11 protein-coding genes are annotated in these 19,628 nt (G+C 40.5%); 3 read left to right on the forward strand and 8 right to left on the reverse strand.

Annotated features, from left to right (window positions below):
* Nucleotides 1–296: 296 nt before the first annotated feature.
* A complete protein-coding gene (locus tag C2869_RS16735) occupies nucleotides 297–3,983 on the reverse strand; it encodes an Ig-like domain-containing protein (protein ID WP_159084205.1) in 3,687 nt (1,228 codons plus the stop codon).
* A 1,036-nt stretch (nucleotides 3,984–5,019) separates the two neighbouring features.
* Between C2869_RS16735 and C2869_RS16740 the strand changes: the two genes are divergently transcribed.
* From C2869_RS16740 to C2869_RS16750, 3 genes are all read left to right on the forward strand, one after another.
* Complete coding sequence (locus C2869_RS16740) at nucleotides 5,020–8,784, forward strand: TonB-dependent receptor domain-containing protein (protein ID WP_108604032.1); 3,765 nt, start codon at nucleotides 5,020–5,022, stop codon at nucleotides 8,782–8,784.
* A 73-nt stretch (nucleotides 8,785–8,857) separates the two neighbouring features.
* On the forward strand, nucleotides 8,858–10,525 hold the full coding sequence (locus C2869_RS16745; RefSeq protein WP_108604033.1) for an Ig-like domain-containing protein: 1,668 nt from the start codon (nucleotides 8,858–8,860) through the stop codon (nucleotides 10,523–10,525).
* 82 nt (nucleotides 10,526–10,607) lie between these two features.
* Complete coding sequence (locus tag C2869_RS16750; RefSeq protein WP_108604034.1) at nucleotides 10,608–12,119, forward strand: tryptophan halogenase family protein; 1,512 nt, start codon at nucleotides 10,608–10,610, stop codon at nucleotides 12,117–12,119.
* A gap of 228 nt (nucleotides 12,120–12,347) precedes the next feature.
* Here the strand turns inward: C2869_RS16750 and C2869_RS16755 are convergent, their stop codons facing one another.
* The 7 genes from C2869_RS16755 to C2869_RS16785 all read right to left on the reverse strand — a co-directional run bounded on the left by C2869_RS16755 (nucleotide 12,348) and on the right by C2869_RS16785 (nucleotide 19,602).
* Nucleotides 12,348–13,223, reverse strand: coding sequence for a TraB/GumN family protein (locus C2869_RS16755; protein WP_108604035.1), 876 nt, complete (start codon nucleotides 13,221–13,223; stop codon nucleotides 12,348–12,350).
* Nucleotides 13,224–13,799: 576 nt separating this feature from the next.
* Nucleotides 13,800–14,147 (reverse strand): 50S ribosomal protein L19, encoded by a 348-nt coding sequence (gene rplS / locus C2869_RS16760; protein ID WP_108604036.1) that lies wholly within the window; start codon nucleotides 14,145–14,147, stop codon nucleotides 13,800–13,802.
* Between the two features lie 39 nt (nucleotides 14,148–14,186).
* Complete coding sequence (trmD, locus tag C2869_RS16765; protein WP_108604037.1) at nucleotides 14,187–14,939, reverse strand: tRNA (guanosine(37)-N1)-methyltransferase TrmD; 753 nt, start codon at nucleotides 14,937–14,939, stop codon at nucleotides 14,187–14,189.
* Between the two features lie 3 nt (nucleotides 14,940–14,942).
* Nucleotides 14,943–15,473 carry a ribosome maturation factor RimM gene (rimM, locus tag C2869_RS16770; protein ID WP_108604038.1) on the reverse strand — a complete coding sequence of 177 codons (531 nt, stop codon included), beginning with the start codon at nucleotides 15,471–15,473 and terminating at the stop codon, nucleotides 14,943–14,945.
* A gap of 24 nt (nucleotides 15,474–15,497) precedes the next feature.
* Nucleotides 15,498–15,746: a 30S ribosomal protein S16 gene (gene rpsP, locus C2869_RS16775; protein WP_108604039.1), complete on the reverse strand. Its 249-nt coding sequence runs from the start codon at nucleotides 15,744–15,746 to the stop codon at nucleotides 15,498–15,500.
* Between the two features lie 223 nt (nucleotides 15,747–15,969).
* The gene (locus C2869_RS16780; protein WP_108604040.1) at nucleotides 15,970–17,766 is read right to left on the reverse strand and encodes a choice-of-anchor I family protein; all 1,797 of its coding nucleotides are present in this window, start codon (nucleotides 17,764–17,766) and stop codon (nucleotides 15,970–15,972) included.
* Nucleotides 17,767–18,012: 246 nt separating this feature from the next.
* Nucleotides 18,013–19,602, reverse strand: a complete 1,590-nt coding sequence (locus C2869_RS16785; RefSeq protein WP_108604041.1) for an ABC-F family ATPase — start codon at nucleotides 19,600–19,602, stop codon at nucleotides 18,013–18,015.
* Between the last annotated feature and the right edge of the window lie 26 nt (nucleotides 19,603–19,628).

Here is a 19,628-nt window from a genome sequence, read left to right on the forward strand (position 1 = left end):
AGATTTGTCTGGAATAAAATTCTGTAGTCTTACTATTTTGGACAGGAAAGTTTGCAGGCTTTGCAAGCATAAATGCTCGCCCACAAAAACTTGATACTTTAAAACCGGTATTTTCTACAAAAGTCGGTAGATAAATGATCTTATTCAAAAATATTAAACGATCTACGGCTTATTAATCTCCCTACGCTGAATAATTACTCACTACTTAATAAAAAACCGAGCCAAAGAAACTTCAGCTCGGTTTTAAAATGGCAATTACAAAATTGTAACTAAAAAAAACAGTGTTTACTTAGCTGCTACTCGACAACTTCAATACGAATGTTATCTATATAAACATCCATTCCCGTGCCGCCGTTTTGATTAAAGTACAAATCGATACGCGCTTTGTTGTCCAATATTGTCCAATCAACTTGGTCACGGACAATTTCAACTGTTTTCCAGGTATCGCCGACATCGAACCAAGTTTCAACACGGCTATCCCATGCGCCTTGCGCAACACTGCGGAACCAACCCGTAATTCGGCCGTTGTTCGATTTAACATCAAAACTAATTTTGTACTGTTTACCTTGTGCTTGACCTAGATCTTGTGGAGTAATATCTGATGGTAATGTGATACCTGTGTTAGTGCTACCATCAGCAGTAATATGCAAGCCACTGTTACCTTCAGAGGCTGCATAATCAGCAATACTCATGACAGTGGTGTCGTTATTTTCCCAATAACTGACCCAAGGCGTTATATCAGCACTTTCAAAATCACCATTTACATCAGACAAAATATTGGGATCAGGTGTAATATCTTCTAACTTAACGTTATCCAGATACCATTCTTGACCCGCAGTGCGGAAGTTGATTTGCAAGCGCGTACCTGTTGCGGGCCAATCAGCGCCATCAATTTCTTTTTCAACAGTGAACCATTGGTTTAAGCCACTTGTGCCAAACCAAGGCCCTTGACTGGTGCTCACCCAAGCTTCGGTATTGTTCCACAATTGAGCAAATCCACCTGCCCAACCAGAGCCTGAAACACGCTTGATATCATAGCTAAGTTTAAACTTCTTACCCGCTTGCATCATGCCTTCAGGAATATCAGCAACCACTAAACCAACAGCGCCGTCAGTGGTATTAATATATAAGCCGTAATCGCCTGAGTTAGCCGCATCAGTTGTTACGTCAACAACACCTGCTGAATCCCAAGCAAATTCCCAATCGGTTAAATCACCCGCTTCAAAGCCCGTATTTAAACCGGACAAGATAGTACCGTCTTCCAGTATTTCTGGTTCAATAGCAACTATATTGATGCCAGTGACAGAGTGACCATCAACTGATGTGCGCCAATTACCACCAACATCATGTAAAGCGGCTAATACGCGATAGCCTTCACCCGCCGGAATATCATCATTAAATTCAAGCGAAACCGTTACTTCACCTTCGCCTGCAGGGACAGTGACTCTGGTGTCTTTCATCCAGCTATTATTAACGTCAAACAAGGATAGAACAACATCACGATCTTCATCGCTTGAATAAGTCACAGTCGCGGTGATCACATTAGACTGTTCCAATTCAGATAAGTCTGACGTAATAGTGACGGTATTTCTTAAGGTTAATTTGTCTTCAACCGTAATATCAGTTGTCGCGACAAATTCACCTTCATATGTTGTTGCGCTAATAACCACAAAGCCAGGAGCAACGGCACCAACTACACCATTTTCATCAACTGTGGCGACTGTATTATCGCTGCTAGACCACAATACATATTTGTTACTGGCGTTAGCAGGCAATACATTAGCCGTTAAACGATGAATACCGTCTTTATTAATACTGACATCGACATCTTCAAACTCGATACCTTCGACCGCAGTCGCTTGATACATTTCGTCAGTTTCAACATTTAATACCATTGAACTAACAAAACCTTGGGTATCATCGAACGTCACATTAACTGTATTATGCGTTTTTAGGAACTTAGCCGGAACAGGGATCTCGATCACACCAAAGAAATCTTCACGCTCAACTTGATCATAGCCAGCCCAATCATTTGGCACTTCCACAGCATGGCCATTTACTGTAACAACAGGTTGCTTAGACATGTCATGCTTACGGCTAATCCCCATGCGCAAGCTCACTTCGCCTTGACCATCGTTGTAGCCATTTTCAGAGTAATGAAGCATTAAGGCATTGCGTAAAAAGCCGCTACGCTGTACACGCTTTAACATAGCTTTATATACTGGACTATCAGCATAAGCATCACCACGTTTACGCTTTATTTGATTAAAAATATGGTTGTAATTACGCAGAACAAATCGATAAAGCTTAATTAAACGTGGGTTTAAGTTAGCGACAACATCCGCATCATATTCAATCGAAGTCGCAACACTGTCAGCAAAGCTCAGATCGTCTTGATCGATTTCAACATCAGCAAATTCGTAAGATAGCGTATTGCCCGCTTCAATCGGTAAAATATGGTTGTCGTTATAGTAACTACGCTCACGCACAACACCCGAGTGAACAATTGGCTCAGCAAAGGTGTATTCAAGCACTATGGTTTCGTGACCAGCCATCGTTAACTGGGTTGGCGCAATATCAGATGTTTCATCGCTATAAATAGCCGCTTCGTTATAAGGCACATCTAAACGCTTGGTACGAACTTGCTCAACTACCTGCCCAGCATCAACAAATGACAAGTCGACTTGTTTAGCATCATCTTCATGGTTGTTTAACGCGATATAGGCTTTATTACCATAGACAAAAGCGTGAACAGCCAAGTCAGGATCGACATTAGTAAAATCAACACGATTACCTTTTACCTCAGACCACAAATGATAAAACTTGGCTTTTTCTGTTGGTAAATAACCATTCACTTTACCGGCCAAAATTTTATCCGGATCAGGATAAAGAACAGTTGCCGAATAAGGATTATTATTGTGCGAATCGTAATACCATTTAGCTGCACCCGTAATAAACGGGATCGACGTTAAAATTCGGTCTTCACGCGCTAACAAGCTAAATAAAATATGGTTGTATGAGCGTAATTCTTGCGAGCTTTTCTCTGGGCTATATTCTTCAGGATAGCCTTGAACAATACCGCCATACTCAGTAACTGCATGAGGTTTGATTGCATCCCACTTAACATAGCTATAGGTTTCTTGCAGATCCATAATAGCTTCTGCGTTACTACCAGAGCGGAAATTATCTTGCCCTGTAACGTTAACACCATCATATAAATGAAAAGCAATACCGTCCATATGATCACCGGCAACGTCCATGAACATCTTCATGCGCGACTCCCAATGCGCGAAGTTATTCAGTTCTAATGATGGCCATGCCGAAGAAAAACCAACAACATTAGTCTCTATACCACGCGCATCGAACTCACGACCAATTTCGGCAAACCAAGTTGCCATATGGCGCTGCATTTCTTCATTTTTAGCATTATCCCAAGGACCATCAACAAACTCGTGAGCATGCACAAAGGGTTCATTCATTGGCTCGTAAAAAATAGGTCGTTTGTCATCTTCATAAAAATATTGGAAAAAATCAGCAGCCCAACGTGCACCTTCAATCGGATCATTACCTTCAACAATCACATTGTAAGGATGCTCGGTAGCAACACGGCGATTTGAAATATACTTATACTTAGGATTAGCTTTGGCGTTAGCAATACTCACCGCGCCTTGCGCCATGGCTTCTTCGGTAGATGGGTAATTAGCCGTTTTAGCCTGCGCCATTGGTCCCCAAAAACCTCGACCAAAATCAGCATTAAGCTCATTCAAAATGTACTTCACATCCATTTCAGCTAAACCTGGAGCGGTTGCTGTACCGTGAAGATTAAAAAATTTATTACGAGTGAGTTCTGAAACATCACCTATATATTGTTGCTTTGACAAATCAATTGTCACACTGGCTGACTCTGCATTCGCTAAACCAGTTGCTGTCCCTAAGCTAAGTGCAATTAACGAAGCTATATAGCTTTTACGCGCCTTAACCATTGCCACCACCGTATACATGATAATAATTAATTTATATTTAACAGCATGCTTTCACATACAACTCACGAAATAGTATCAGCATCCATCGACTTTTATCAAACAATTTTAAAGTTTTGTTTACATTTACAAATTTATTTAAATTAGAAAGACACTAATAACAAAAGATCAAATTAAAAGTATAAATATAAAAAACAATAACTTACAAAATTAAGGCAATATAGAAATAGTTCACGAAAATTTATTCATCATAATAAATGACGTTACAGCCATCGAACTGTAAAGTTACGTGAACCAAATTCAGAATCGTTAACAACCTTGGAAAATTTAAATAAAAGCAACTTTTAACATGAATATCTAGATTATAAAAAATGCCAACACTCCAAGTTAATCCTATTACTAAATAGGGTTAGGGTTTAAGTGCCAGAACAAAAAACGACAAATAGATATCAATTATGTAAAAACGCCAGATCGGAAGTTATGCGAAGTGATTAACATTTTCATCACACAAGGCCAGAAAACGCTAAAAAAATGCGAGGAAAATATTTTTATTGAAAAAAAATCTTCAATGTAATTTGGTAAAAAATAACTATACTTAAGTTAAAAACACCACTAAAAATAACAATTAAAATCCTTATAAATCATAGTCTTAATAAAAACCCCATAACGCAAGCATTTGGCTTATTGATAAATTCACTATTCCCTTCTATTCAATTTTTTTAGTTAAAACCATAATTTTATATTTAACCATTCTTTACAAAATTAAAACACAATCATAAACTACAGAATATATGAATAATTACTTTCATATACGAACTGTAGTTATTTTGAACAAATATTGGAGTGGTTACCAATAATTACTATGTTCAATAATCGTGTAACAGCGACTACAACAATAATAAACATCAGCTTTAAAAGCTGAGTTTGAATAAAACAAATAATAATAAGTTACGGTTTTGCTATTGGTTGAGTTGGTTACTCACAAGCAAAAACCTTGAAGTGACAATTAATTCTAAGGTGTTAAGAGGAGACCTTATAAATGTCCGTTAATTTCAAGTTAAAGCCAATCGCATTGGCTATGATGCCGATCCTATTCGCCGGCACCACCACACTCGCCCTAGCGGCAGAAGAAGATGACAAAAAGAAACAAGAGGAAGCTGAAACAGAGGTAATCGAAGTTACCGGTTTTAAAGCGAGTGTTCAAAAAGCGCTAAACAGCAAGCGATTTTCAGATACGATCTCTGATTCTATTCACGCTGAAGATATTGGTAAATCAACTGACCAAAATATCGCTGACGCATTATCTCGTGTTACAGGTATTGCGATTCAAACAGAAGATGGTGAAGGTACTAAAATTACCGTTCGCGGCGCGAATCCAAACCTTAACCAAATTTCTTTAAACGGTGTCGCGTTAACGAGTGGTGTTAACGACGCATCAGGTGGAAATGCTAGCGTAGACCAAAGTGTTGATTTAAGTACTATTTCTTCAGATATTTTATCTTCTATTAACGTCGTAAAAACCCCTGCAGCGGATCACGATGAAGGTTCGCTTGGTGCTAATGTTATATTGCGCACAGTCAAGCCCTTAAATATCAACAAAGATAAAAGAATTGTCGAGATCCAAGGGCGTTATAACGAGTTTTCTGAAGATGCCAATAGAAAGTTCTCTGCAACCTTTTCGAAAAAGTTATTAGATGAAACATTTGGTTTCATTGTTACAGTTGCAGATGAAACTCAGAGTACCCGTAAAGATCAATTAAGTGGCGATTGGTTATCACCATACGTGCCTGTATTTGTTAAAGATGGCGGCGCTACCTCACTGCAAACGGGTGAGCCAACGAGTGGTGAGTCAATGGCCATTATGCGCAAAACGCTTGGCTATGGAGTAGACTTAAACCAACGTGATCGTGTATCTGCTAACCTAGGTTTACAGTTTGCTCCAGCAGAAACAACCGATATCCAATTAGATTTAAGCTATTCCAAACAAACACTGCAATACAATAATCATGGTATCAGCGTTTCTAATCCACAACAGCTAATTGCCCCCAAAAGTACTGATGTAAATGCCCAATGGGAAGGTACTGGTGATGACAGGGATATTGTAGCTTATGACAATCAGGCTGATTGGTGGACATTAGACGAAGAAAACAAAATTCTAGTCAAATCATTAAACCGCGTTTCAACTGGCGCCATGCGTCGAACGCTTGGTGGTAATGAAACTGAAAATAAAGTTGCGTCATTAACTATTCATCAACAGCTCACTGATGATTTAACTGTTGATATTCGCGCAGGTTATGCCCAAACCTATTACGAATCATTACCAAACTGGACAATTTCAACTAACAACTGGAACTTAATGCCTGTAACAACAAAACAGAATATTCCTGTTGGTGAAGTAGAGCCAGTGGGTTATGACTGTACGGGTGGCACTTGTCAAATGTCAGTTTCGACCACCCCTATTACTTATGTACCGGGTGGCGTTAACAACAATCAAAGCAATATTGTTAAAGGTGGCTTTATTCCTTATGACCCTCATGCCAACCACCTAGGATATACCGCACAATACGATAATGAGCAAACCGATACCAATAAATCGATATTCGTAGACTTTGATTGGGATGTCGATTTTGGCCCAGTCACAAAACTAGAGTTTGGTGCTAAATGGTCAAATCGAGTTAAAGATGTTTACACAAACTTTTTACAAGTTAAAGACGGTGATTCAGAAATCCGTTTCGACCAAGTAACCGGTCAACCTATTCAAGGTCGCTCTCCAGTCAGCATTCGCATGTCAGATATTCTTGATCCAACTGATAGTGGTAAGTTTGCTTTCACAGATTTTATGGGTGACTTAACCGATAATAAGCTTGATGAAAATGGTCAACCTTTATATTCGACTGATTTTTTACAAGGCTGGGGCGTATTAGACCCTATTAAAACCTACCAAGAAATCTTTGATGTACCTAATAGTGAACTAACCGAAAATGATAAAGCTAGTCGAATCATTGAACTAGATAATCATTCATTATACGGTAAGGTTAACTTTGAATTTTTTGATCAACGTTTAACCGGTAACCTTGGTTTACGCTATGTAAAAACCGATGTCAATTCATCTGGTTTTGCCGAGATAAAATACCACGACAAGGCAAACGTATTTGACCAAACAGCGATGTTTTTTGACTTACAACTTGTCAATCAACAACTTGGTGACTGCCCTTATGTAAGAGAAGGCACTAGCCCATGGAAAAATCAAGGCGTTAGAATTGATGGCGTAACAGTAGACAACGTCGACCCTGATGGCGATGGCATTATTGGTTCACCTAACGGTGCAACATGGACCAATGCTGATGGTTCAACGGGTCAAAATTATTACCCCTGTTTTGAACAAGGTGACCCTGAAGGGGGCGGCTTCTTAGTTAAAGACAATGGTTTACTGAATATTCCATTTGATGATCAAGGCCAACCTTTAGATCGCTCGCTTTGGGTAAACGAAGTTGACAGTAGTCGAGGTCCTTGGCCATTATATCGCCATGGTGACATCACCACTCAAAAGCAATATTCTAAAGCCATTGGAGAGTTATACGGCATTGATCCTAAACAAGTATACGAGCGTGGCTACCAAGCGACTGGTGAGGGTTCCACAAGCATACTGTTACCAAGCTTAAACTTAAACTATGCAATAAATGACCAGTTCATTGCGCGTTTTGCCGCCTCAAAAACCATGGCGAGGCCTAGGTTTGATTCTATGCGCCCAGGCTTTAGTATTAATGAATCGACTTGGTGGACATCACCACACCGAGCTACCGTATATAACCCTGGTTTACAGCCTTTAGAATCGGAAAATTTAGATCTATCTTTAGAATGGTATTTCAATGAATCGGGCCTAATTTCATTGGCATTGTTCGATAAGCAAATGACCAATTTCGAAGAAAGCGTTAAAGATCATTTCTATTATAAAGATTTAAGAACTGACTATACCAAAACTGACATTAGTTGGGCTGAAATCGCCATGCCTGCAGATGGGGTCGATTCGCTAACGAATACCGAATGTATGCCGCATCGTATTATTCAAGATGCATTAAGACAACCAATTACCTTTGAATGCGCGGACTTGTTAACAACTGTTATCCGCAATGGTAAAGGTGCCACAAGCCAAGGGTTAGAATTTAGCTATAGCCAAAGTTATGATTTCCTACCTGGTGTTTTATCTGGATTGGGCGCCACCTTTAACTATACCTATGCAGAGTCAGAATCACACATTGAAGAATTATCTGGCTCAGGAAAATTATTACAACCTCTACCACAACAATACACCCCATTACACTCGGCTAACGCGACGATTTATTGGGAAAAAAATGGTCATCAATTGCGTTTAGCTAATCGATACAGTGGCGTACAACTATTAAATCGTGGCCTTAATGTAGGTGCTGAATGGAAAGATGCAACGAATAATCTTGATTTCAGTGCATCTTATAAATTCAATAAAAATCTAACCTTGTCATTCCACGCGTTAAACCTGACGGATGAAGTGTCTAGAACTTTCTTTACGTCAACCAATATGGTGCTTGATTACTCAAGAAATGATGCAGGCAATTACATCAATGAAGCTGGTGATGTTATTGCACTGGATGACGGGACTCCCGCTATGTTGAGTCAGATCCTTAGCGACGGCGATATGACTAAGCAGTTACAACCCATAGAACTAAACGAAGGTAATGCCATGACCGACAATGTCGACAAGAGTAGAACTATTCGTGAATGGAAAACAGGTCGTCAATTCCGTTTAAGCGCTCGTTTCACTTTTTAATTAAGTAGCGCAAATAAGCAATTGGAAGCTAGGTTTACCTAGCTTGAGCTAAGATTTTTGGAGAATTAGTAAGATGAAAACTAACTTACTGAATAAACTATTTACTGTCACTGGAATTGCGCTAGCATTAACAGCTTGCGGCGAAGGTGAAGACTATAAAACAACCTACGAGCCTGTAGAGAAAATTACAGTTTCTGGCGACATTAACCTTGATTTGGAAGAAGGTACGGGCATTCATAATATCGACTTGTTAGCCGGTACCAATAACCCTGCTAATACAACTGTGTATACTACAAAGTTTACTTTTGATAAATATCAATTAAACGAAGAAGGTGAACAAGTTAGAGATGATGACGGAAACTTGATCCCACTGTTTACTGGTCCAGATGTACCGTTTTCAGCAATCGGTAAAACTGGTGACATATTAATTTTTGATGCCGATCAATTAAATGATGCCTTAGTACACGAAAAAACCGCGGCGGAGCGTAAAGCGTTAATTGAAGAAATTACCGCTTATAACGAAACTGTACCGGAAGAAGATCAAAAGTTTGTGCCACCTGAACTTTATTCTGAAGGTATATATAACTTTAACTATGAGTTAGACAATGGCTCTGACGAACTCGTTAAGCGTAATATCCAATTAAAAGTAAGAGGTGTAGAAGACGTATTAACAGATATCGAGTTTAACCACCCTACAGGTTTAACAACCAACCCAGGTTACCCAGCTACTGTTAATGCCCTACCGGTACCTGCAAATGCAACCTATTATGAGTTTAAATACAGTGTTGATGACACAAGTATTGCAACTATAAATGCCGACACAGGAAAACTAACTGGGGTTAAACTTGGTAAAGTTAATGTTACTGCTACATCAGTTAAATACCCGTCGATTAAGAAAACAATTGAAGCTGAAGTCGTACCATTAGAATACCCGAATGGCTTAGAAATTCGAGTAGCTGGAGCTGCTGCCAATGTTGCTTTTGTTAATGCTGGTGAATCGTTACAATTAGAAGTGATTAAACTTCCTGAAGGGGAAACCTTTGTCTACAACGATGATATTACATTTGAGTCTCTAGACCCTCACCGTGTATCTGTCGATCAAAATGGTTTAATCACTGGTATCAACTATGACCTTATCAATGAGAATAACGCGAATACAATTGAAGTTATCGCATCGATTCCTGGCTTAAACGGTACATTAACTAAATCTATCAATGTTACTATTGCTGAACACAAAACCGATTACTATGCATCATTTAACTCTGCGATTGAGCTTGGTTTGATGGATCGCTTTATTAATAAATTTTGGGAAACGGCAACTATTACATCTACGATGGAAGCAACAGAAGCTGCTGCGAAAGATGGTAAGTTTGGTATTCATATTACGTCAGACGGTACCAAACACACAGGTATTAGCATATCAGGTCAAAACAATCCTCAAGTGATGGGTGAAGGTAAAGGCCGTAAATTTAAACTAAGCTACGACATAAAAATTAATAATTTTGACACTCATGGTAAAAAACCAATGCGTTTTTACTTTGTTCCTCAAGGTTCTTGGGATCTGCGCGTAGAGCGCTGGCATGATCCTGTAAAAGATGGTACTTGGACTCACGTAGAAGAAGTGTTTGATGAAAAAGATTGGACTGGAGTAGCAAACCCTGGTCGACTCGACTTATACATGATAACTGGCACTGAAGTGGACATGTATATCGATAACCTTTCATTAACAGTTAGCGAATAACATAATTATTTCTTTTACTATAAGAAAACCCCGCTCTCGCGGGGTTTTCTTTTTTATAGAGACACTCACTTTCTATAAAAGCATGAATAAAACAACAATAGCCATTATTGGTGGTGGTACGGCTGGCTGGATGACAGCAGCAATTTTGGCCAAAGGCTTACCTCAAGCGCAATACAACATAACCCTTGTCGAAAGCCCTGATATTCCAACGGTTGGCGTGGGTGAAGCCACTATTCCACCTATTATTCAACTGTGTAAGTATTTAGAAGTAGAAGAAAAAGCGCTACTCGAAGCAGTCGAAGGTACCTACAAATACGGCATTCATTTTGAAAACTGGTCGCAAATAGGCCACAGCTATATGCATGCTTTTGGTAAAACCGGCACAGAGTTTTATCACGACGACAAGCCCGTCTCATTCGAGAAAATGTGGCTACAGCATGCCGCACAATTGGGGCTAAAATCCTTTACGGCTTTCTCACCCACTGCCACAGCCGCCTATAACAACAAATATTCAGATGCTATCCCCGCACCTGAAAACGCCAACCCTAAATTCTATTATCCTCTTAGTCACTTATTTCACGCTTATCAATTTGATGCCGGCTTGCTGGCAAACTGGCTAAAAGAGTATGCCGTCCCCTTGGGTGTCAATTTTATTAGCGCGACCGTAAACGATATAAGCCAACACTCTAACGGCAATATTGCTTGTGTCCATCTTGATAACGGAGAAAAAATTAGCTCAGATTATTTTGTCGATTGTAGCGGCGCAAAAGGTTTGTTAAGTAAACAAACGCTTAATGGCGAATTTATTGATTGGTCAGCCTATTTACCTTGTGACAGCGCTTGGGCTGTTCAAACTAAACCGACCACTCTACCCTTTCCTTATACCAAATCAATTGCTCAATCATCTGGTTGGCGCTGGCAAATTCCTTTACGGCAACGTAACGGCAATGGCTATGTTTATAGCAGCCAGTTTATTGATGACCAACAAGCAAAAAACGAACTTGAACAAGCCCTTAAAGGGCAAGAGCAATTAACCGAGCCTAAACAAATAAAATTTAACACGGGCTGTTTAAAACAAGCATGGCACAAAAACGTGATTGCCTTAGGTTTATCTGCTGGTTTTATGGAGCCGCTCGAATCAACCAGTATTCACTTAATACATAAATACGCGATCGAACTGAAAAATGCCTTCATATATGGCAAGAATATGCAGCAAGAAGCGGATATGTTTAACAGCAAGTATTTAGAAGACACCCATGCCATTCTTGACTTTTTAACCTTGCATTATCATTGCACTCAGCGAAGCGACAGCGCTTTTTGGCGTCACTGTAGCAATATGCCGATACCAGAATCACTCGCTGACAAGCTGCAGCAATTTACTAATACAGGCTGGATAGACCTGCCGCAAGGTGCACTATTTAGCTATTCAAGCTGGTTGCAGGTGCTGATGGGTCAAGGTTATTTATCTAGTTACGAGCAATTTAAACAAAACGACATATCCGAACATAGCGCTCGCCAATTTTTTACTAACGTCCATGCTGCATTAAACAATGAAGTGGCTAAGTTACCCGCGCATAGTTTAGCCTTGCTTTAATGCCCAAATATTAACCAAGGTACTAAACACCTGCTAACAAGCTAGTTACTTACGTAAAGTTTTATCGTGCTAGGTAAAATCAATTGCGAGGGGTTTGGTAGCAATTTACAATGTTCGCGACAAATTCAGATTATCACCTTGAAGTTGTCGGACATTTCTTTTGGCGAGCTAACCACTCGCCGTTTTAATTTTTCACATTATCGAAAATAGCCTAGCTTGTCGCCTCACCTAGTCCAGTTGCTGAACTTGATAGCCTTTATCCTGTAATTGTTGTAATACACCGGCTTTTTCTACTAAATGCAAAGCCCCTACCAAAACAAATTCCACTTCAGGTGTAGTAAAATAAGACTCTAACTGTGGCATCCAGTTATTATTACGCTTAACAATAAGATCGTTAAACATAGCAGGAAAATCTTGTTGCCAAGAGGCTAAAGCCACTTCTGCCAGCTTAGGGTTATCCCCTTCGCGCCAGGCTTTTTTTAAGTCAGCCATAATTGTCGGAATTTTTGTAGCATCTTGAATAGACAATTTAATCATGTCATCTTCTTGGCCTTTGCCCAAATTGGCCATAAATTGCAATTGCTGCTCAAGCGTTTCTAACTTTAACACCGGCTTTTTATCTTTTTTACCTTTAGCCGCATAAAACGCGTCGACCCCTTCATTGGTCATGCCTAAGCGCTGCAGCTCTATCATGGTTAACATAATGCTCATCATTGCCGGTTTAAACGCTTGCATGTTTTGCATTGGCACACCACGCTCAGCTAAGTGTTTTTTAAGCAAACTAAATGTCGCGCTTGATAATTCACTTTTAATGGTTCTGCCATCCTGATACATCATCTTGGCCATCATCATTTGTTGAAACTCTGGCGTATTAATCGCCTCCATGTCCGTTTCAAACACCAAAATATCAGATTTTTGATACGCTATTTCAAAAGCAGTTGGCAGCGGATAATCCTTTTTTTCGAGTAAATGTACCGTTCCACCTAGATAAATCGTGTGCTTACCTTTAGTTACTTTCCAAACTGGCGCACTGGCATGAGCAGTGAATGAGACGGCAGCGATCCCTGCCAATATTAAGCCTGAAACTAACTGACGAGTTTTCATGATTGTTCCCTTATTCTTTATTATCAAGCGGAAGTGTAACTAAGGATAGCGATGGGTGAAAGCGAGATCGTGAGGTTTGGTATCTCAAGCTGGGGTTAGCGGGTGTGAAACCCGCCCTACAAGTTTGCAGGCTTTGCAAACATAAATGTTCGCCCACAAAGTTTCAATTGTAAGGCAGGGTTTATTCCTGCGAATGCGCAGTCAATAAAATAGCTTGGGTTAGCGGGTGTGAAACCCGCCCTACAAGTTTGCAGGCTCTGCAAACATAAATGTTCGCCCACAAAGTTTCAATTGTAGGATAGGATTTATTCCTGCGAATGCGCAGTCAATAAAATAGCTTGGGTTAGCGGGTGTGAAACCCGCCCTACAAGTTTGCAAGCTCTGCAAACATAAATGTTCGCCCACAAGGTTTCAATTGTAGGATAGGATTTATTCCTGCAAATGCATAGTCAAATAAGATAGCTCGGGTTAGCGGGTGTGAAACCCGCCCTACAAAGTAAACATAAATGTTCGCCCACAAGGGCTAGAAAAAGAAAAGGCCCGCAATTGCGAGCCTTTTCTGTATCAAAATGCCAATTAACCAAGCTTTTCTTTGATACGTGCAGCCTTACCTGTACGACCACGTAAGTAGTACAATTTAGCACGACGTACCGCACCACGACGCTTAACAGTGATGCTATCAACTAGAGGACTGTGTACTTGGAAAGTACGCTCAACACCTTCACCGCTCGATAATTTACGAACAGTTACGTTTGAGTGAAGACCACGGTTTTTCTTAGCAATTACAACACCTTCATAAGCCTGTAAACGCTCGCGCTCGCCTTCTTTTACTTTAACCTGAACCACAATTGTGTCACCAGGGCCAAAATCTGGTAAATCTTTTTTTAGCTGCTCTTCTTCAAGCTGCTTGATGATATTACTCATAATAACCTCTTTACCTAGAATAAACTGTCGTGTCACAGGTTAAGTTAGATGTTCTTGTTTGAACTCATCTAATAACTTTTCCTGCTCAGCAGTCAGAGCTAGGGTTTGCAATAATTCTGGACGTCTTAACCAAGTCCGCCCCAATGCCTGCTTCATTCGCCATGTTTCGATGTGTTTATGGTTACCGCTCAGTAATACTGAAGGAACCGCTTCACCATCTAACACCTCTGGTCGTGTGTAATGTGGGCAATCTAACAAACCATCAGTAAACGAGTCTTGCTCAGCTGATAATTCGTGTCCCAACACACCCGGCACCATGCGGCTGACGCTGTCGATTAATGTCATTGCCGGTAATTCACCGCCACTTAACACATAATCACCAATTGACCATTCTTCGTCGATCTCCGACTGAATGATACGCTCGTCTATGCCTTCATAGCGCCCAGCCACTAGAATTAGCTTTTTATTATTAGCTAATTCCATAACACCTTGCTGATCCAATTTACGGCCTTGAGGTGACAAATAAATTGTCTTTGCACCCTCACCCGCTGCGGCTTTCGCTGCTTGGATAGCATCGCGTAATGGCTGTACCATCATTAGCATCCCTGGGCCACCACCATAAGGTCTGTCATCAACAGTCCTATGTTTATCGTGAGTGAAATCCCGTGGATTCCAGCGATGAAATTCTAAAATGCCTTTTTTAAAAGCTCGACCTGTTATGCCGTGTTGGGTAATAGCATCAAACATTTCAGGAAAAAGGCTTATCACCCCAATCCAGTTTAATTGCGCCATGGATTAAAAATCCGCGTCCCAATCTACCGTGATAACACGCTGTTCCTGATCCACCTGTTCAATCGTTTGTGATTCAACAAATGGGATCAGACGCTCAGTCTTACCAAAAGCATCATTATGGTTAGCTTTGACGACTAGCACGTCATTTGAGCCGGTTTCCATTAAGGACTTAACTTGCCCCATGTTATAGCCTTGTTTATTAACAACAGCCATGCCGACTAAATCGCGCCAGTAAAATTCGCCTTCATCTAACTCAGGCAATTGCTCAGACAGTACGGCTATTTCCATACCGGTTAGCAATTGGGCTTTCTCACGGACATCAACGTGAGCTAATTTCGCGATGAGTCCTTTGTTATGTCGACGCCACTCGACAACTTCAGCCTCTTGCCAGGAATCATCCCGACCAATCAGCCAATGTGAATAATTAAATATATCTTCAGCATAATCAGTGTAAGCAACGACTTTAAGCCAACCTTTAATGCCATAAACAGCACCTAGTTTACCTAAGACAACCTTTTCTTGCGTTGTTGACATTACTTAACCTCTTGCTGGAATTAATTAAGCAGCTTTACGCGCGTCTTTAATTAATTTTGCTACACGATCTGTAGCTTGAGCGCCAACACCGATCCAGTGATCTACACGTGCTAAATCTAGTTCTAAGCGCTCTGCATTGCCTTGAGCAACAGGGTTAAAGAAACCCACTCGCTCAATGAAGCGACCGTCGCGGCTACAACGGCTGTCTGCTACCACTACTTGGTAGAATGGACGCTTTTTAGAGCCACCACGAGATAAACGAATTGTTACCATATCGTCCTCAATAAGTTATTGAAAAAGTTAATAAAAATTAGGGATAAACCCTAGATTAATTGGCTTGCCTTGTTACACCCTAGTTTGGCCAGGTGAAAAAAGCCCGCGAATTATACAGGTTTGAGAGGGGAATGCAATGAGAATGCGAAATAGCAAAGAGTTTATATACGGAACAAACAATAAGGCTTAGCGACTGCTAAGCCTTATTGTGACTACTTAAAATCTATTTTTCAGTCGCGGTAATTTGCCATACTGCAACTGAGCCTGAAATCTCATTACCAATAACAAGCATAGCAGGTTTGCTGTCTGTTGCTGGAATAAACTTCATCCCTTCTGGTGCCAAATCACCGGTAATATCAGCGCCTTCAACCACACCACGGTTATAGAAGTAAGTTAAGTATTCAGCATTAGCAGGATCGGTAATATCGTAAACTAATACACCGCCCATGCGCTCTAAACCAACAAAAGCTAATGTACGGCCTGCAACCACACCAATGGCCAACGCTTCTGGCTCTGCGCCTTTGGCATCTGAACGAGTATCACCTTCGTTTTCATCTTCATCGTTGTTAAACGCTTCACCGTGGATTTGATGAGTAATTTTACCAACATCGTCACCTGAATCGAATACAACTTGGCCTTGCTCATTCCAAATCGTGAAAGAACGTGCACCATAGGTATATAACTCTTCATATTCACCATCGTTATCTGTATCACCGTATTCAACGCTGACTTTTAAACGACCGAGATCTGAATCATCATTTTGCACACCAGCAAAGGCAGTTGCGTCTAACGTTAAGTCTTCAACGCGTGATTCGTCAAGGTAAGATAAACAACCATCGTCTTCATCATAGTCAGCATAGGGGGCTTTAGTTTCATCGATTGCATCATTACATGCTTGTTCATCAGCAACATCAAAGAAATATTCGCGACCGTCGCCTTCATTGGCTGAAACAATGTAATTTTGACCATTCGCCGTGTATGAAACAATAGTATCTGGCTGGTACATGCCATATAGATTCGGGTAAGAGCTAAAATTAACTTTATCGTCTTTATCTGACGCATCTAGCTCGTACATGCCCCAATCTTTAAAGCCTAAACCAAGAATGTCAGTAATGGTTTTTGATTGTAAATCAACAACGGCAAAAGCGTTGTTTTCTTGCATTGCGACATAAGCTTTTTTGCTATCGGCTGTAACCGCTACGTATTCTGGCTCTAAATCTTGAGCAACGGTTGACTCTGTGTTGCTAACCCCATTAATTGTGATAGCACCCGCTTTAGGATGGGCAAAACGTACGCCTTTGGCTTCAAGCTCAGCTTGTTTACCGTTGTACGCTTTAAAGTCCAACGTAGTAGCCGCTGAGATATCTGCCGCCGTTGAACCAGAAATATCGATGATGGAAATCGTACCTTCTGGGTCGATCATATAGTTACCAGCAGGCTCACCTTCGTTAGCAACAACCACTTTGTTGCCATCAGGTGAGAAAGTAACCATATCTGGTAATACTCCAACTTCAACGTTTTTCAAAAAGACAGGTTGCGCACCTGAAATGTCATAAAAAGCAATGTAGCCGTTAGCATCAACCGCGTCTGCTGCCATAGCAACCGCTAATAATTCGCGCTCGTCTGAAATAGCAATGCTGTTAGCATCGCCAGCGGTATTGTCTGACACTTTAATCGTGCTCATCACCGTTAAGTTGGTATTAGTAACAACACCTTCGCCGTTTTTAGTTAACGCTGACTTGTCAATATTATTAGCATCAATGATCTCTACCGTCACGTCATCAGTCGAACTATTGACTGCGTAAATATAACCCGTCGATTTTTGATACTGAACAATTTCAGCTGCACCTTCAGGGTCTTGTACATTGAGTACAGCACGGCCGACCAATTCCATTTCAATAGCAACCGGCTTAGCGGCTACATTTTCGTTATCATCACTGTCATCAATTAAGCCACAACCTGTAGCTAAAGAAGCCAATACTGCAGCTAATGCTGTCAATTTGAAGTTAGCTTTTTTCATTATTATTTTCCTAGTTTGCATTATTATCATTAAACTGCGCGCAAACTTAGGCAACGGGTGTGACAACTAGGTTTAAGTCAGTTGACAATAACATGACTTATTTATTGCAAATCAATGACTTTCTCAAAAGTGTCAAATATTGGATCACAATGGTATTTTGAAGGAAGGTTTTTTATATAAAAATCATACAAAAAAGCCGCTAGTGGTAACTGCGGCTTTTTAGTTTTAAATGATAGACATTTAAGTCTACTGGATACCCTGACTCTTCAAGTACTCATCATAAGTACCATTAAAGTCAACAATACCCGTTGGGGTTAATTCAATAATGCGGGTTGCAATGGAAGAAACAAACTCACGGTCATGACTAACAAAAACTAAAGTACCTTCGTAGTTTTCTAGCGCAAGGTTAAGTGATTCAATTGATTCCATATCCATGTGGTTGGTTGGTTCATCCATTAATAAAATATTAGGACGTTGCAACATCAATTTACCGTATAACATACGGCCTTTTTCACCACCAGATAATACACCAACATTTTTCTTAATATCGTCTTGCGAGAAAAGCAAGCGTCCTAGCGTACCGCGAATAACTTGGTCATCATCACCTTCTTGTCCCCATTGGTTCATCCAATCAAATAAACCAGACTCTTTGGCAAACTCATGTTCATGATCCTGTGCGTAGTAGCCTATATTGGCATTCTCCGACCATTTAATATCACCTGCCGTTACATCCGTATCACCAACTAAACACTTAAGTAATGTGGTTTTACCGATACCGTTAGGGCCGATAACCGCAATGCGCTCACCCACTTCAATTTTTAAATCAAAGTTTTTAAATATTTCTTCATCGTAAGATTTTGCTAACCCTTCGACTTCTAATGCTTGGCGATACAACTGTTTAGTTTGTTCAAAACGAATAAACGGATTTTGACGGCTAGAAGGCTTAACTTCTTCTAATTGAATTTTGTCAATTTGCTTAGCACGCGACGTGGCTTGTTTTGATTTAGACGCATTCGCCGAGAAGCGGCTCACGAACGCTTTAAGATCAGCAATTTGCGCTTTCTTTTTAGCGTTATCTGCAAGCATACGCTCACGCACTTGAGTTGCAGCTGTCATATATTCATCGTAGTTACCCGGGAATAAGCGCACTTCACCGTAATCAAGATCCGCCATGTGGGTACAAACTGAGTTTAAGAAGTGACGGTCATGCGAGATAATAATCATGGTACAGTTACGACTGTTTAATATCTCTTCTAACCAACGGATAGTATTAATATCCAAGTTGTTGGTTGGTTCGTCTAATAGCAGAATATCTGGATCAGAGAATAACGCTTGGGCTAATAACACACGTAGTTTCCAACCTGGGGCGATTTCACTCATCGGGCCAAAGTGTTGCTCAACAGGTATGCCAACCCCCATTAATAATTCACCCGCGCGAGATTCTGCCGTATAACCATCCATTTCAGCAAACTCGGCTTCTAAATCGCCGGCACGAATACCATCAGCTTCGGTCATTTCTGCTTTGGCATAAATTGCGTCACGTTCTGATTTCACCGCCCATAATTCTTCATGGCCCATGATCACAGTATCAATAACACTGAACTCTTCGTAAGCAAATTGATTCTGCTTAAGCTTACCAATGCGCTCATTAGGATCTTTGGAAACGTTACCAGCTGAAGGCTCTAAATCCCCACCAAGGATTTTCATAAAAGTGGATTTACCACAGCCGTTGGCACCAATTAAACCGTAGCGATTACCGTCGCCAAATTTAACCGATACATTTTCAAACAAGGGTTTAGCACCAAATTGCATGGTGATATTAGCAGTTGTTAACAAAGTAAGATCCTAATCTCAAAGTCAGT

The organism is Saccharobesus litoralis, assembly GCF_003063625.1.
GTDB classification, from domain to species: Bacteria; Pseudomonadota; Gammaproteobacteria; order Enterobacterales; family Alteromonadaceae; genus Saccharobesus; species Saccharobesus litoralis.